The sequence below is a fragment of the Pseudomonas sp. W5-36 genome (genome assembly GCF_046540455.1).
Lineage (GTDB): Bacteria > Pseudomonadota > Gammaproteobacteria > Pseudomonadales > Pseudomonadaceae > Aquipseudomonas > Aquipseudomonas graminis_B.
Map to the genome: position 1 here is coordinate 1 of NZ_JAXCIQ010000022.1, position 15,522 is coordinate 15,522.

At 61.8% G+C, this 15,522-nt stretch carries 16 protein-coding genes and 1 pseudogene; 1 reads left to right on the forward strand and 16 read right to left on the reverse strand.

Features of this window, described 5'->3' with window-relative positions; all coding sequences use genetic code 11:
• Nucleotides 1–210: 210 nt before the first annotated feature.
• The 15 genes and pseudogenes from SLW74_RS24300 to SLW74_RS24370 form a co-directional block, all read right to left on the reverse strand.
• Nucleotides 211–570 carry a type III secretion protein HrpV gene (locus SLW74_RS24300; RefSeq protein ID WP_065989226.1) on the reverse strand — a complete coding sequence of 120 codons (360 nt, stop codon included), beginning with the start codon at nt 568–570 and terminating at the stop codon, nt 211–213.
• A gap of 2 nt (nt 571–572) precedes the next feature.
• Nucleotides 573–776, reverse strand: a complete 204-nt coding sequence (hrpT, locus tag SLW74_RS24305; RefSeq protein WP_074891941.1) for an HrpT family type III secretion system protein — start codon at nt 774–776, stop codon at nt 573–575.
• Nucleotides 773–2,881 (reverse strand): type III secretion system outer membrane ring subunit SctC, encoded by a 2,109-nt coding sequence (gene sctC, locus SLW74_RS24310; RefSeq protein ID WP_410930376.1) that lies wholly within the window; start codon nt 2,879–2,881, stop codon nt 773–775. The genes hrpT and sctC overlap by 4 nt, the downstream gene beginning before the upstream one ends.
• Before the next feature lies 1 nt (nt 2,882).
• Nucleotides 2,883–3,311: a type III secretion protein gene (locus tag SLW74_RS24315; RefSeq protein WP_192134524.1), complete on the reverse strand. Its 429-nt coding sequence runs from the start codon at nt 3,309–3,311 to the stop codon at nt 2,883–2,885.
• Nucleotides 3,298–3,522: a type III secretion protein gene (locus SLW74_RS24320; RefSeq protein ID WP_410930377.1), complete on the reverse strand. Its 225-nt coding sequence runs from the start codon at nt 3,520–3,522 to the stop codon at nt 3,298–3,300. The genes SLW74_RS24315 and SLW74_RS24320 overlap by 14 nt, the downstream gene beginning before the upstream one ends.
• A gap of 90 nt (nt 3,523–3,612) precedes the next feature.
• Nucleotides 3,613–4,194, reverse strand: a complete 582-nt coding sequence (sctL, locus tag SLW74_RS24325; RefSeq protein WP_410930378.1) for a type III secretion system stator protein SctL — start codon at nt 4,192–4,194, stop codon at nt 3,613–3,615.
• A 37-nt stretch (nt 4,195–4,231) separates the two neighbouring features.
• Entirely contained in the window at nt 4,232–4,774 is a 543-nt protein-coding gene (locus SLW74_RS24330) for a type III secretion protein (RefSeq protein ID WP_410930379.1), read from the reverse strand.
• Nucleotides 4,774–5,577 (reverse strand): type III secretion system inner membrane ring lipoprotein SctJ, encoded by an 804-nt coding sequence (gene sctJ / locus SLW74_RS24335; RefSeq protein ID WP_369319888.1) that lies wholly within the window; start codon nt 5,575–5,577, stop codon nt 4,774–4,776. Before sctJ ends, SLW74_RS24330 begins: the two co-directional genes overlap by 1 nt.
• Nucleotides 5,578–5,586: 9 nt before the next feature.
• Nucleotides 5,587–5,961, reverse strand: coding sequence for a type III secretion system inner rod subunit SctI (sctI, locus tag SLW74_RS24340; RefSeq protein ID WP_192134532.1), 375 nt, complete (start codon nt 5,959–5,961; stop codon nt 5,587–5,589).
• A gap of 41 nt (nt 5,962–6,002) precedes the next feature.
• Nucleotides 6,003–7,049 (reverse strand): harpin HrpZ family protein, encoded by a 1,047-nt coding sequence (locus SLW74_RS24345; RefSeq protein WP_192134534.1) that lies wholly within the window; start codon nt 7,047–7,049, stop codon nt 6,003–6,005.
• 53 nt (nt 7,050–7,102) lie between these two features.
• Nucleotides 7,103–7,435, reverse strand: coding sequence for a hypothetical protein (locus SLW74_RS24350; RefSeq protein ID WP_065989208.1), 333 nt, complete (start codon nt 7,433–7,435; stop codon nt 7,103–7,105).
• Between the two features lie 170 nt (nt 7,436–7,605).
• Nucleotides 7,606–8,514 (reverse strand): sigma 54-interacting transcriptional regulator, encoded by a 909-nt coding sequence (locus tag SLW74_RS24355; RefSeq protein WP_410930380.1) that lies wholly within the window; start codon nt 8,512–8,514, stop codon nt 7,606–7,608.
• Nucleotides 8,515–8,730: 216 nt separating this feature from the next.
• Nucleotides 8,731–9,672: a sigma 54-interacting transcriptional regulator gene (locus tag SLW74_RS24360; RefSeq protein WP_410930381.1), complete on the reverse strand. Its 942-nt coding sequence runs from the start codon at nt 9,670–9,672 to the stop codon at nt 8,731–8,733.
• A gap of 1,063 nt (nt 9,673–10,735) precedes the next feature.
• Nucleotides 10,736–11,821: pseudogene (locus SLW74_RS24365) on the reverse strand (transglycosylase SLT domain-containing protein); the annotation flags it as partial.
• Nucleotides 11,822–11,934: 113 nt separating this feature from the next.
• Nucleotides 11,935–12,375 carry a LexA family protein gene (locus tag SLW74_RS24370; RefSeq protein ID WP_065989204.1) on the reverse strand — a complete coding sequence of 147 codons (441 nt, stop codon included), beginning with the start codon at nt 12,373–12,375 and terminating at the stop codon, nt 11,935–11,937.
• 98 nt (nt 12,376–12,473) lie between these two features.
• Between SLW74_RS24370 and SLW74_RS24375 the strand changes: the two genes are divergently transcribed.
• The gene (locus tag SLW74_RS24375) at nt 12,474–13,202 is read left to right on the forward strand and encodes an SOS response-associated peptidase family protein (RefSeq protein ID WP_410930382.1); all 729 of its coding nucleotides are present in this window, start codon (nt 12,474–12,476) and stop codon (nt 13,200–13,202) included.
• Between the two features lie 50 nt (nt 13,203–13,252).
• On the opposite strand, the gene SLW74_RS24380 is transcribed toward SLW74_RS24375, so the two are convergent.
• Entirely contained in the window at nt 13,253–15,475 is a 2,223-nt protein-coding gene (locus SLW74_RS24380) for a TonB-dependent siderophore receptor (RefSeq protein WP_410930383.1), read from the reverse strand.
• Nucleotides 15,476–15,522 lie beyond the last annotated feature (47 nt).

Here is a 15,522-nt window from a genome sequence, read left to right on the forward strand (position 1 = left end):
GTGGGCCGAGCCGCATGGATGCGGCGAGAGCGCCGTCAGGACATGGATGTCCGTTCGGCGCGGGCCCACGGAGCGTCGTCGGAGTGAGGGTATTCCGACGAAGGAGGAACCTAGCCAGGAGCAAGCACCCTTGGTTACTTGGGGTGCTTTTCCAAGTAACTCGCCGAAGGCGAAACACGAGGCCGTTAGGCCGAGGCTCTTGATCTTGAATTACTGCAAAGCATCACTGAGATGCCCCAACCCCGCCAGCTCCAGCTCCTGCCGCCGAATACTGTCCAGACTCACCGCCGCCCCCTGCGCATCGGGCACCGCATGCCAGACCACAAAATCCCGCTGAACATCCAAAAACAAAAAGAAATCGTTAAACAACTCCGCCTGCGAAAACCGCCGCTCCAATGCATCGCGCAACTGCTCCGGACGCAAGGCCCGGCCCTCGATATGCAACGCAATGCCCCAGTCCCGATGCTCACGTCGACTGACAAACGCCACGCCCGTCGCCACCGGCCAGATCGCCGCACGCTCAGCGGCGACGTGGGCATAAAACGCTGCTTTTTCCGATACCCGAATCATGCTCAGTCCTTTAATGGCACCACAGTAAAATCCTGCTCATGGTCACGCTCATCAATCCCCTGACGCATGTCCGGCGGCCACCAGATCACCAACTCCCGGTCATTGGAATCCGGCCGCTTGCACGAATAACCCGAGCACCCATGGGTGGCACACCCCGCCAACGTGGCAGTGACCAGAAACAGCAAAAGCAAACCGCGCAGGTTCATCGTGTAGCCCCCTTGAGCAGCGAAGGTCGGTTCTGTTTGGCCTTGCTCGACACCTGCGGCTGACGCAGGGCGATGTAGATTTCACTCTCCGCCCCCGGCTGCAGCCACGCATGGGGCCAGGCGCTGACACCCATCACCCAGCGACCGCCACAGCGGCTTTCGTCGATGCGCACCGGCTTGCTGGTGGTGTTGCGCGCCACGACCACCGCGATGCCCCAGTCCTTGCGGGTAAACCACTGGGAACGCTGGCGATCCATGCTCAGGCCGACGCCCGGATCACACAGGCTGTCGGCTTCGAACGGCAGGGTCTCGCCGCTGTTGAAGCCCACCGGGGTCACGCCGTCGAGCAACTGGGTGAAGGCGTTCTGCACATCGCTGCGGGTCGGTTGTTCACCACCGTCGCGACGTTCCTTGATGCGCTTCATCTGGTCATCGACATCGTGGGGGTTGCCGTTCTGCACGTAGCGCGCCGGATTGATCTGATCGCCGATCAGCCGAGGCGTGAGGATGAACAGGCGCTCACGCTGGTTCAGCTCGCGACTGCGGGACTGGAACAGCAGCTTGCCGATCACCGGAATGTCGCCCAGCAGCGGGATCTTGTTGACCTTGTCGGTGGTTTCCAGCCCGTGGAATCCGCCGATCACCAGGGAGCCATGCTCCGCGATCACCGCCTGGGTGCTGACGTTGCCCTTGCGCACCGCCGGCTGATCTTCGTTGATTTGCGAGGTGTCGATCTGGCCGTCCTCGATGTCGACGATCAGTTGCACCTGGGATTTGCCGTTCTGGTCCAGGGAGCGCGGAATCACCTGCAAGCTGGTGCCCGCCGTGATGGCCTGAATGTCGGCGACGCGTTCGGAAGTGGCAGTGAGGTATTCGGTGCGGCTGAAGTCGATCACCGCCGGCTGGTTTTCCAGGGTCAGAATCGACGGATTGCCGATCACCGACGCCGCGCCGTTGCCTTCGAGGGCATGCAGGTCGGCCGAAAATTTGCCGGCATCCTGGATAAACAGCGTGGTGCTGGTGCCCTGCTCGAACAGGTTGGCGCCGCCGCTCACGCTGCCGCCCTTGAAATTCCAGCGGCTGGACAGCTGCGCCAGTTCGTTGCGGTCGATGTCGAGAATCACCGCGTCGATCTCGATCAGGTTACGCGGCGTGTCCAGTTGCTTGACCAGCTTCTCGTACATCGCCCGGCGTTTGGGCAGGTCGTAGATCAGCACCGAGTTGTTGCGCACGTCGGCGCTGACGCGGATCTTCGAACGGCCCTTCTCTTCATTGGAGGACCCGCCGCGCTTGCCACGGGAACCCAGCACTCGGTCCAGCCCCTGTTCGATGGCGCCGGTGTCGAAACCCTGGCCTTCCATGCCGCCGTAATTCAGGCCCGACGACGTGGTGCCGCCTCCGGATCCGGCTGTACCACCCTGCCCTTGCAGCAGATTGACACCGTTGATGGATTCGCCACGGGAGCGGCTTTCCAGCAGCTCCTGAAGAATGCTCGCGACGCCGGCGACGGTGAGCTGTTGATCGCGATAACGAATGGTGCGGTCGGCGGCGTTGGCGTACTTCAGCGGCAGGACCACGACGTCCTGCTTCTCGGCTTTTTCCGGTGCCTCGACCTTCTTGCTGTAACTGCGCACGAAGTCGACGTACTTGGCCGGACCGCGCACCAGCACCACCCCTTCGTCGGGCAAGGCGCCCCAGCCGAAACGCTTGTCCAGCAGGCCGACATCGGACAGCGCCTGCTGCAGGTCATCGACCGCTTCCGGCGACACTTCGATCCGCGCCGAGGTCTGCTCGCTGGTAGGGCTGATGTACAGGGTTTCGTTGTAGACGAACCACTGAAAGTGATGCTCCTGACCCAGCCGGTCGAGGAATTCCTGAGGGTTCTGCGCACGAATGCGCCCGTCCAGCGTGCCCGACATCGCCGGCATGTCCAGACCGATGCCGAACTCCTTGGCGAAATCTGCCAGCGCAGTCGCCAGCTCGGTCTGCCGCGCATCGTAGGCGTAGGCGGTGTGTTTCCAGGCGTCAGGCACCGCTGCCAGCGCCGGCGCGCCGATGCCGATGCCGATCATCAGCAAAGGCAACCACATTAAGGCCTTGCGCATTTCACACTCCCGGTTGCCAGGTTTTGAGGGTCGAGCGGGACGACGAGGCGGTCGCGCTGCGAATCGAGGTTTGCATGAGGCTGAGCATCGCGGCGCGCTGATTGGCCAGGCGCTCCAGACGTTCGAGCAGTTGCGTGGGATTGCAGGGGTCGGGAATCCAGCTGACCAACACCACGCAGCGGGTGTCGGGGTCGATCGCCAGTCCGCCCTCACAGGCACAGGCCACGCCGGCACCGCCCTGGGCGAGTACCGCGTCGAGGCGTTGCGGGTCGCTGCCGTCGTAGGGATCGAGCACATCCAGGCTCAGGCGAATGCCGTTGCCCGACACCGCCAGTCGCGCGTTGGCATCGTCGATCCAGCAGTCCAGTGGTGCGAGCGGACGTCGCTCGCACCACTGAGCGAGGATCGCGCTGAATTCACTGAATTCCATCGATGATCGCTTTGGTGATGCCGTGTTTGGCGCGCAGCCCTTCGTTGAGGATCATGTTGGCGACGTTGGTCTGCTGCGAGGCATCGCTGAACGCCTGGAAGTCTTCCATGGTGCCGCTTTCCGAGGCGGTTTCGGCGGCCTCCTGCATGTCGTCCTGGGCGCGGGAATAGGAGTGATCGAGGTGGCTTTGCAGGGATTTGAAACTGATCATGCCGGTGGCTCCAACTGAGGGATTCAACCCCTGAGTGGAATCTGCGGCCGCTCCGGTTCCATGAACCGTCACAACCGGGTCAAGAAAATCTCATGAAGGCGCCGAAGACCCCACCAGCCCGCGGCGCAGGCTGTCCCAGTCGATGTCGAACGCGCCGTTGGCGTCGCTCAGGCGCAGGGTCTGCGGCGCCAGGGCAGGGTCGGGCTTGAGCTGCCAGTGACCGGCGAATCGACTGGCCGACAGCCACTCGCCGAGGCTGTCGAGCATGTCGGGATGGGCGCTGAGCACGGCGGTGGTTTCAACGGACTGTCCGGCAGCCAGATTGCGCATCAGGGCGCAGCTGCGTTCAGCGAGTGTGGTCTGGTCGAGCAACTCGGCAAGGGCCTCATTGAGCAGGGATTCCACGGCCTCCATCGACGCCTCGGCCAAGGCCAGTCGCTGCTGCTCAAGGTGCTGCAGAAAACCGTTGGCGCTGTCCCAGAATTGCGCCAGCGCCTGATCCTTTTCGTGCTGCGCCTGGGCGTGGGCGGCGGCCAGAATCTGCTCGGCTTCTGCCCGGGCATTGTCCAGCACCTCAGCGGCGAGCACGGTACTGGCCAGGTCTTCGCGACGCAGGATGTCGGTGACCAGCACGGTGGAGGAAGACAACACGAGACGACGCTTGGCGAGCATGTTCAGCTCCTGAAATACAATGAGGTAACGGCAATCATCAAGGCGTCGTCACTCGCCACAACACCGAGTACCAGAGGGTTTGCAGCTTGTTCTCGGGCAGCTCGGCGCACGCCGTCGGCAACACATCCGGCGCCCACGACAGGCGCAGCCGTGACCAGCAAGGCTCGCCCGCCCACGCCGCCAGCAATACGCGCGCATCGCTCACCGAGGCGTCCAGCCATAAACCGGGCCGCAACGCCTTGGCCACGGCGCGGCACCAGGGCTCATGCACGTGCCCGGCGTGATCAGCGCTCGCCTGCCCGCCCTGGCCGAAACAGATGCGGCCGGCCAACGACAGCGCCTGCTGCTGTTGCGCGTCACCCAGTTGCAGCCATTGCATCATCGAGTCAACGGGCGGCGGCGGTTGGCTGGGGACCACGCCGACGCTGTGCAGAAAGACGTCGTGCCGCGTGCCGAGCAACTCGGTGCCATCCTCGCGCGTCACGCCGCAATGGTGCGCGAACACGCCGATCCAGTCGGCATGGGCCCATTCCCATGGCGCACACCACCAGCGAATCCAGTGCTCCTCGGCGCTGAGCATTACGCCCTCACCGGCATGCTCGTCCGGGCACTACGGCGCAGGCCGATGCGTTGCAACAGCGCATCGCGCCAGTCACCCCGCAGGGCCAACACGATCAGGGCAATCAGCAGCAGCGCGGCAAACGGCGCGAGCCACAGCATGCGGTTCCAGAAATCCAGGTTGGCGCTGTCGACCAGAAACGGTCCGAAACTCACCAGCCGTTCGGTGTCCTGAAACTCCGCCGCCGGCACGAACACGATGGCGAATTTCTTCGAATCCAGGGGCTCGCCGGACATGCCGGGAATGCTGCTGGCGACCATCTGCTGAATACGCCCGCGCACGCTGTCGGGGTCGAGGGCCGAGGTGTGTTTGATGAACACCGCCGCTGAAGCCGGCTGCACCGGCTCGCCCGGCGCGATGCGTTCAGGCAGCACCACATGCACGCGGGCGACGATCACGCCGTCGATCTGCGACAGCGTCGCTTCCAGCTCCTGGGACAAGGCATAGATGTACCGCGCGCGCTCTTCCAGCGGCGTGGAAATAACCCCTTCTTTCTTGAAGATTTCACCCAGGCTGGTGCGCGAACGACGCGGCAGGCCGGCGGCATCGAGTATCCGCACCGCGCGATTGATCTCGGCGGTCGGCACGCTGATGACCACACCGGTCTTCTCGCTGCGCTTGCGCGCGTCGATGTGCTGGTCGGCGAGGCTGGCGATCACGTCGTTGGAATCCTGCTCGGACATCCCGGTGAACAGGTCCGTGTCATCGCTGCACCCGCTGAGCAGCAGCATCAGGCAGATCAGTCCTGCAGTCAGGTATTTCACGGCATGCCTCTACTGCAGGTTGGTCAGTTTATCGAGGGCCTGGGCGCTCTTGCTGACGACTTTGGTGGTCAGCGCCATTTGCAGCGAATACTGCGACAGCGACCGGCTCATCTGGGAAATTTCCAGCGGGTCGTCAGTGGTGGACGCCCGTTTCATCTTGCGCGCCGCTTGCTGCGAGAGCTTGTCGGTGGCGCCAAGACGGTCCGACAGCGCGCTGGCGATCTGTTCGGACAAATGGCTTTGCTGCATCGACAGCTCGGGACGCATGGCGGCGTTGAACAGATCGACGTCCGCCTGCGAAGGCCCGCTGACCAGTCCCTGATCCAGGCGCGGCTCAAGATCGGTGGACGGCGATTTGAGTTGGTTGACATTGGAAAGGGTCACGGGGGTTCTCCGGCAGACGGTGTCGAGGGGCGCAGCTCGGTTCAGGACAGGCTGTTGCTATTGCTGCTGTTGCCACCGCCCACCAATGCCGAGACAAGGGCAGCAGCGGCCTGGGCCAGGGTGTTTTGCTGATCCTGTTGGGCGAACGGGTTTTGCCCGCCTGCGCCGTTGACGCCGGCACCGTTCTGTTCCGCTTCAAGGCCTTTCTTGATCAGGCCGCTGAGCAGTTGCCCCAGGTCTTGGGTCACGCTCTGGGTGGCACCGCCCGACTGAGACGCATCGTTCATCGGCGTACCGAGGCCGCCGCCGACGCTGGCATTGACGCCCTTCTGCAGCAGATCACCGAGCAGTTGGCCGAGGTCCTGATTCACGCTGCCGGGGGTTTGCATAGCGCCGCCCGATGGATCGGCGGGAGAAAGGCTGCTCAGCTGCGATCCGCCGCCGGCATCACTGAGGCCGTTCTGTTGCTGATCGAGTTGACCGCCCAGAGAGTCGAGCGCAGAACGGAAATCAGCGGTCTCTTTGCCGTCGAGGAAGTTGTCGCCCTCAGCCGTGAGCTCATTCTTCCAGGAGCCCGAGTCCGGTGCCGGGAATTTGACCGGATCCTGGGCCGTGCGCTGGTCCATGAATTCAGCGATTTTTTCCAGCAGCGGCATGTCGCCCTTGGAGAAGGTGGTGCCTTTGTCCGTCTTGGTCAGGAGGTCGTCCAGGGAGGCCTTGGCCAGACCGTTGAGGGTCTTTGACATCAGGTCCGGCGCGCCGGCACCCGCCTGGCCTGCATCGGCGGCAGCACCAAAATTGTCGCCCAGCTTGTCTTTGATCAGGTCGCCCAGCGCCGCCTTGATCATGTCCGGATTGCCGCCGATCAGGGACGCCAACGGATTGTTCTTCTCCATCTGCTTGCCAACCATCTGGCCCAGCGGCGATTCCTTGTCCAGGTGCCCGTCCTTGGTCAGCGCCTGAGCCAGCTGATCAATGACGTCCTTCAGCGACTGCGGGGTCTTGTCGCCGCCTGACGTCGGCTGGGAAGCCACGGTGCCGATGTGCAGGTTTTGCAGCGGATTGGTATTGGCATTGAGACTTAGCATGAAACCTCCATCCTTAGGTGGATGCCCCCCTTTTCAGGGGGCGCTCGGACCGATCAGTAGCTGATGCCCTTGGCGTTCTGCGCTTCGGCACTGATCGCCTTGTTGGCGCTGTCTTCCTTGCCGGAACGGATGGCGCTGAGGACATCGTTGGTCTGCTTGCGGATGTCGGCTTCGGTCTGCATGGCAATCAGGCGCGCCTGGCTGGCATCGGCCTTTTCGGTAGCGGCGTTTTGTGCCGCTTCGGCCTTGGAAGGGGCAGCGGAATCAGTGATCTGGCCTTCCTGCTGGACTTTGGTCACAGCGTTGGCGCCCTGCTGAGTCGCCTGCCCGGCGCCAGTGATAAAGCTGTTGGCGAGGCCACCGACCATTGCTATTGGATTTGGCATGTCGAACACTCCTGAGTCATCACCAGCGAAAGTGCTTGGTGCCAATGGGTGGCCCGGACCTCAGGATCGGTTCCCATGTCGCTCAATAAAGTTCGTAGCAGGCGGGGACGCTGCGGATCTGGCCGTTTGAACGCAGGGTGTGTCGCCAGAGAAGGCGGGATAAACGGAGGTCAGACGTCGAGCTCTTTCATGCGGTGGTAGAGCGTCCGACGGGGGATTTCGAGCTCCTGGCTCACGGCATCGACGCTGTTGTTGTGGCGCTTGAGCGCGGCTTGAATCAGCGCTTTTTCGATGACCCGCAACTGCGATCTCAGGCCCGATGATTCGCCCTCTTCGCTGGCCTCGCCGCCTAGCAGCGGAAAGCCCATGACGTGACGCTTGGCCGCTGATTTCAGTTCGCGGATATTGCCCGGCCAATCGTGGTTGAGCAGAACATGGCGCAGCACGCCAGTGGTCTCGGGCATCGGAACACCCGATTCCTGCGCCGCGGCTTCAGCAAAACGCGCGAACAACGGCAAGATGCGCGCCCTCTGCTCGCGCAAAGGCGCCAGGGTCACGGTCAAGACGTTCAGGCGGAAATACAGGTCCCGGCGAAAACGTCCCTGTTCGACCATCTCGTCAAGGGAGCGCTGAGCCGAGGCGATGACGCACACGTCCAAGGCAATGGGTGATGTCGAGCCGAGGCGTTCGATGGAGCGCGTTTCCAGCACCCGCAGGAGTTTGGCTTGCAGGGCCAAGGGCATGCTGTCGATCTCGTCGAGGTACAACGTGCCGCCCTGGGCCGCTTCGATGTAGCCAACCCGGGCCCGATCGGCACCGGTGTAGGCGCCGCTGACCACGCCGAACAGTTCGCTCTCGGCCAGGGATTCCGGGATGGCCGCGCAGTTCATCGCCACCAGCCGGCCCTTACGACCGGACAGCGCATGAATCCGGCTGGCGACGGTGTCCTTGCCAGTCCCGGTTTCGCCTGACAGCAGCAGGTCGATCCCCAACTGGCCGAGACTGCGGGCCACCACCCGCAGGTTCGGCACCTGATGGTCGTCCTCCAGTTGCTGATCGAATAACTCGTACACACTCATCCACGACCTCTGGTATCTCAGGGTTACGCGACATTGGCTGCGCGAGATTGGCTGCGAGGCGTCCATTGCGAAACAGCGCGCTTGGTGAGGCAGGTATTTGTGGGGCTTCAGGGCGGAACTCGCGTTTTTAGGACCGGCTTTAGCCGGGAAGGCGTCAGGCGTCACACCACACATCTCATGCCGTTCACACCGGCCTCTTCCCGGCTGAAGCCGGTCCTACAAAATCGCCGCTTCTTCAGCATCATTCATCCCCAGCTCCTTCATCCGGTGGTACAGGGTGCGCCGAGGAATTTCGAGCTCCTGCACCACCGCTTCCAGGCTGTGTTTGTGACGCTTGAGTGCGTCTTCGATGAGCATCCTTTCGATGACGCGCAGTTGGGTCTTCAGGCCGGTTTCCAGGTCTCGGTCCGCAGGTGCATCGCCGCCCAGCAGCGGGAACCCCAGCACAAACCGCTTGGCGGCCGACTTCAGCTCGCGAATGTTGCCGGGCCATGAATGGCTGAGCAGGACCTGCACCAGGCGATTGTCCAGCTCGGGAACCGGGCAGCCAAAATCGGCGGCGACTTGCTGGGTGAACTGGTCGAACAATGGCAGGATCTGCTCGCGACGCTTGCGCAAGGCTGGCATTTGAATAGTCAGCACATTGAGCCGGAAAAACAGGTCGCGACGAAAAAGCCCTTGTTCCACGAGTTCATCCAGAGGGCGCTGCGCCGAAGCGATGACCCGAAGGTCCACCGGAATGAAGTCGGTCGACCCCAGGCGCTCGATGCCCCGGGTTTCCAGAATCCGCAGCAGCTTGGCCTGCAGGCTCAGCGGCATGCTGTCGATCTCGTCCAGGTACAGCGTGCCGCCGCAGGCCGCTTCGATGTACCCCTCCCGAGACCGACTGACACCGGTATAGGCGCCGTTCACGACCCCGAACAGCTGACTTTCCGCGAGGGATTCGGGAATAGCCGCGCAGTTCATACCGATGAAAGAACCTGTCCGACCGGACAAGTCATGAATACGTTTGGCCAGCGTGTCTTTCCCTGTTCCTGTCTCCCCGCACAGCAGCAAATCCATACTCAGGTTTGCGGTATTCAATGCTATCTGCTGGATATCCAGCGCCACATTTTCTGGCGGACAGGAACAGTCGCTTACATCGATTTCTTCTTTCATCGATACCTCTCGTAGTGGGAGCAAGCGATTTATTAATACCACGCATTACAAAGGCAGCCACAATTAAATTTAGTTCCCCGACGTCACGAGACCTACTTCACAGGCGACCAGTGATAGCACTTTGACTTTATTGACGAAGACAACTAATTATCCGCAAAACATTCAAACGACTATTTAAAATCATCCGTTGCCCCCGACTGGACGATGAAGCGTCGGAGGCGTCCAACGGCCCGGCCGGCCTGGCGCCTGCATCACAATAGCTTAACAATCATCAGGTTATGCTCTGCCATGGTGCGTCCCCTCTGTCTTCCCCTCATCGCTACGGCGGCGGCGAAGCGGTTGACAAGCCAGCACGCTGACTCATGCCGTTTCAAACTTATTGTCATTCCCCGCGCGCTCGACCACCGCGTATTTAATATTCGCTCGTCCCGAACAAGTAATGCGAACTTACTTGATCGCCTGACTTACATATCCCGTCCCTTTATAACTTATATAACGTCACGCACCTATTTAAGGCGAACCCATCATTGACACCTGAATTATTAGTTTCAAGGAAGGCTAGTTTAACTCCGTTCGGAAATCCGACTGAGCCAAGTCGGTTTTCCGAACACGCTTTACTGTACTCTCGCGTATAGGTCCAAACCCCCTGCGTTTAGCGGGTCGGACATACCGACTATCATGATTTGAACTATTAACAGCGAAGCAAAGGTTTGCGGATCAATAACGATTCGGTAATGGGATCCAACTATTCCTCGCCGCGCAGGATGATCTTCCAGGCACTGCTCAACGAGCCAAAAGGCTCATCAACCTATGGCAGTGGATGTTTCGAATTGTGTCTTCGGAGGCGACTGGCCATGATGTATCGGCGTTTTTACAAAACGCCGGCAAAGTTCGGTGAAATTTTCGTTAATTCATTGTGTGAATAAGTCTGACCCGGCTCATCCGGGTCGATGGGACGTGCAAAGCAGGCGGGCGGATGTGTGTCTGCGCCGGTACACGGCGAGCCCATTGCTGCCAAAAGTGGGCCCGAAGCGGACAACCTCACGGCTGAGGCGTCGCCTCAGGGGCGCACAATTCCCGCTGACGCCGTGGCAGTCGTGACCGCCAGTGCCTCGTTACCGTGCACGACGTCGTCGGTCATTTTGTCCAGAGTGGCGGAAAGCTGCTCGAACTGGTCGCGAGGCACGAGCAGGCGAGAGGGTCCGTCGGCGGTTTTTTTGCGCAGAAATGCCGGGTTGAGGTTCAACAGCACCGAGCGATCGATGCCGGCGCTGACAGCGAGCCGTTCCAGATCCACCGGCCGCGCCAGCTCCAGCTCCGTGAAATACGGCGCGTTGGCAACCGGGCTGAGTTTCACGCCATAGGTCTCGGGTTCGCGCACCAGCAACGACAGCGCCAGCAGGCGCGGCACATAATCCTGGGTTTCCTTCGGCAGGCTCAGGTGCCAGTAATCGGTGGGTAGCCCTCGCCGCTGATTTGCGTCGATAGCCCGGCTCACCGTGCCCTCCCCTGCGTTATAGGCGGCCATGGCCAGCAACCAGTCGCCACCGAACTGGCCATGCAGACGCGTCAGGTAATCCATCGCCGCTTTGCTGGACGCCACGACGTCCCGGCGGCCGTCGTACCAGGCGGTCTGGCGCAGGTCAAAATCGCGCCCGGTGGCCGCCATGAACTGCCACAGCCCGGCCGCGTCACGGATCGAATTGGCCTTGGGGTTGTAGGCGCTCTCGATGATCGGCAATAGGGCCAGTTCCGCCGGCATCGCGCGCTGATCGAGGGTTTCGACGATGAAGTGCAAATACGGGCTGGCCCGCTGGCTGGCGTTGCGGATGAACCCTGCATTGCCCAGCAGCCAGTTGCGCTGACGCACGATGCGTTCATTGACGCCATTGTCGTCGGCCAGGCGGAAATCCTGCCCCATTCGCTGCCAGATATCACTGCCGTCGTAGGGTTGCGTCGGCCGCGAGTAAGCCAACGGCTCTTCGCTGCGATGGAGCCCCGCCACCAGGCGCGGCGTGCGTTCGGTACTCGCCTCGGGAGGGCCGTAGGACTGGCACCCGGCACACAGCACCGCGACGGTCAGTGAAGCGATGCGCATCGGTCGAACGACACGCAAAACGCCCGAATACGGGCGGAAGGCAGGCGGCATGGGAGGTCATCCTGAGAGGTTTATGCTGTGTGGCACGGGCGCTTGAATGGTTCCAATACGCCCGTGCTGTCACACCCCTCCTGCGCGCCTTCCTTATATAGAAAGCCTCTGCATCACGAATGCATCACCTTGTCGTGATCGCGAACGCTGTATTTCACCACGCCCCAGATCAGCAGCTCGTCGCCCTCCATAACGTAGCGCGGCGGGTATTTGGTGTTCTCGGACTTGAGGATGACCTCGTTGCCACGCATGTGCAGGCGCTTGCAGACGGGCTCGGTATTCAGCGCGGCGATGACGATGTCGCCATGCTCGGCATACAGGCTGCGGTCGACAATCACCAGATCGCCGCAATAGATGCCCGCGCCCTGCATGCTGTCGCCTTCTATTTTGACCAGATAGACATGGGGCGCGCGGATGTCGAAGAGCTCGTCCAGCGAGATGTGCCGCTCGATGTGATCGGCCGCTGGCGAGGGAAAACCCGCCGGTACTTGAAAGGCATAAAGGGGGAACCGCTCGCCCGCCGCTGACAACCGGCCAAGGATGGTGACACTCATGGGACTGACCTTGTGTTTGTTAACTGTACGTATATACAGTTAACGTTCTCAGCCGCGCGCGGTCAATGTTGTAAGCAGGAAAATTCGACGGGTGACACATGTGCGGACGCTACTCGATCTACGAGCCAATGGACCATTACCTCAAGACGCTTGCGCCAGAGCAGTTGGTGATCAACGGCTACGATCTCTGGCCCATCGAGCGTTACAACGTGGCGCCGACCACCCGCGTCGAAATCATCCGGCCGGTGACTGACGGCCTGAGCGTCGACAAAGTGCGCTGGGGCTGGTCGCCCCACTGGGCCAAAGGTAAACGGCCCGACCCGATCAATGCGCGGGTCGAAACGGTCATGACAGGCAAGTTCTTCAAGGATCTGTGGCCGAACGGTCGCGCCCTGGCCCCGGCCAATGGCTGGTACGAATGGGTCAAAGACCCGAACGACTCGAAGCGCAAGCAGCCGTACTTCATTCATCTGAAGGACCAGGGGCCGATGTACTTCGCCGCCTTGGGACAGGTCAGGCCTGGGCTTGAGCCGGATGAGCGCGACGGCTTCGTCATCATCACCGCAGCGAGCGACGCGGGCATGCTCGACATCCACGACCGCCGCCCCTTGGTGCTGACGCCCGAGCTCGCACGGGAATGGGTCGACCCGCAGACACCGGCCTCACGGCTCGCGCAAATCGCCCAGGAAGGCTGCCGGCCGGTCAGCGATTTTCACTGGCATGCCGTGGGCAAAGAGGTCGGAAATGTGCGCAACGAAGGTGCGCAGTTGATCGAGCCCTTGGCCGGGCTCGATTTGCTGACGGAGGATCAGGACGAGAACGTTTGATCGCTGCACATGGCGATCACGCGGCACTCAATGGGGCAGGTTTGGAGTGATCAGAGCGTCCACTTCACCGAGAACATCAGGTTGCGCGGATCGCCGTAAACGCCGGTACCCGACGCGATCGGAATGCCCTGCCAGTAGCGGGTGTCGAACAGGTTGTTGACGTTGACCCGGCCGTCCCAGTGCTCGTTCAGCTTGTAGCCGGCCATCAGGCCGACGATGCCGTAAGCGTCCTGATCGGCCTGGCCGTCGCCAACGCGGTTGAAGGTCTTGCTCTGGGCCAGCACGTCCGCCCCCACTCGCCATTTGTGCAGCTCGCCGGGCAATGTGTAGCTGGTCGCGGCTTTGAACAGATGTTTCGGCTGCTCGGGGGCGAACAGTTTGCCTTCGTTGCTTTTGGTGCCGTCTTCGACAAACTGGCTCAACACGTAGGTGTACGACGCCGAGAACTGCCAGTCCGGCGTCAGCGCGCCGCTCAGTTCGGTATCAATCCCGCGGCTGCGCACTTTGCCCGCTGCACCGTAGCAGCTGGACGCCGGGAAGCTCGGGCAATTGGTGGAGTTCTGGTCCTGCACCAGGTACGCGCGGTTTTCCTGCTCCATTTCAAAGAGCGCCACCGAGGTATTCAGCGCGCCGTCGAAGTATTCGCCCTTCAGGCCGATCTCGTAGTTCTTGCCCGTCATTGGCTTCAACACCGAGCGCGCTGAATCCATCTCGGTCTGCGGCTTGAAGATTTCGGTGTAGCTGGCGTAGGCCGAGTACGTGTCGTTCAGGTCATAGATGACGCCGGCGTAGGGCGTGACTTCGCGGACCACCTTGTAATCGCCGCTGCCGGCGCGGTTGTCGAAGTCATACCAGCTGACGCGGCTGCCGAGGATGACGTGCAGCGGGTCGATCGGGTTCAAGCGCGCGACGGCGTAAACCCCTTCTTCGGTAGCGGCATTGCGGGTTTCGTACAGGCTGGTGTCGACGTCAGGTTTGAGCAGTGAATGGGTCGGGTTGTAGAGGTCAATGGGCGTGCCGTCGGTCCAGCCGCCCCACTGGTGAAATTTCTCCTGCCGGTGGCTCACGCCCACGACCAGTTCATGCTCGCGACCGAACATCTGAAACGGCCCGCTGAGGGAGGCGTCCAGGTTGGTCTGGTCATCGTCGTCGCGGTACTTGCCGTGGTACTGCTGAAAACCCAGACCGTCGTAGTTGCCGATGTAGCTGGAGAAGGTGTCCGCTTCAGCCCAGATCTTCTGTCCCGCCAGCTTGGCCGACCAGCCGTTGTCGAATCGGTGGGTGACGTCGGTGAAGAACATGATGTTGTCTTTGTTCCAGTACGACCAGTCGTTGCTGAGGAACGTCGAACGCTTGAGGTGCAGGTCTTCGCCGTTCGGGCCGCTGGGCAGACCGCCCCAGTCCGAGGTGTTGTCGTCACGCTGTTTGGACGCGCCGACGGTCCAGGTGGTCGAGTCGTTCAGGTCGGCTTCGAGAATCCCGTAAAAGGTCTGCCGCTGATTTTTGCGGATATCGGAGAAGCTCTTGTCATCTTCGTACGCGGCCACCACACGGCCGCGAACGGTGCCGGAGTCGTTGAGCTTGTTCGACGCATCGACCTCGGTGCGGTAACGGTCCCAACTGCCGGCGCTGGTGGTGACACTGACCTGCGGCACGGCGGTCGGGCGCTTGCGCACCAGGTTCAACGTCGCCGCCGGGCTGCCCGCGCCGGTCATCAGGCCCGTCGCCCCGCGAACCACTTCGACGCGGTCATACATGGCCAGATCCGCGCCGGAAATCACGTCCTGGGTGTAGGCGCTGATGCTGCTCGGCAGGCCGTCGTACATGATGTTGTCGATCTTGAAACCGCGCGCCAGAAACTCCTGACGGTCCGACGCCGTTCGGTGCAACGTCACGCCGGGCGCGTATTTCACCACATCGTTCAGGTCATTCATGCCCTGATCGTCCATGCGCTGGCGGGTGATCACACTCACCGACTGCGGCGTCTCGCGGATGGACAGCGGCAGCTTGGTCGCCGTGTTCATGGAACCCGTTGTGTAGGACCCCGAACTCTCCGTGGTCGCCTGTCCCGCGATGCCGTAATCGGCGTTGATGCTCAGGCCTTCCAGCGCGACGGCGCCCGACGCCGAATTGCTGCTGGCACTGCCCGGTTGAGCGAGCGATGTTACCGGTGGCTGATCCGGCAAATTCTGCTGCGTCGGCGCTGCGAAGGAATGGCTGGAGAAACCAAGGGCAACAAGTGCCGACAAGGCTGGCAGGGCGGGACGTAGCATCGGGTGCTTCCTGGAAAGGGCGAGAGCTGATCTGCGGCGCATCACCC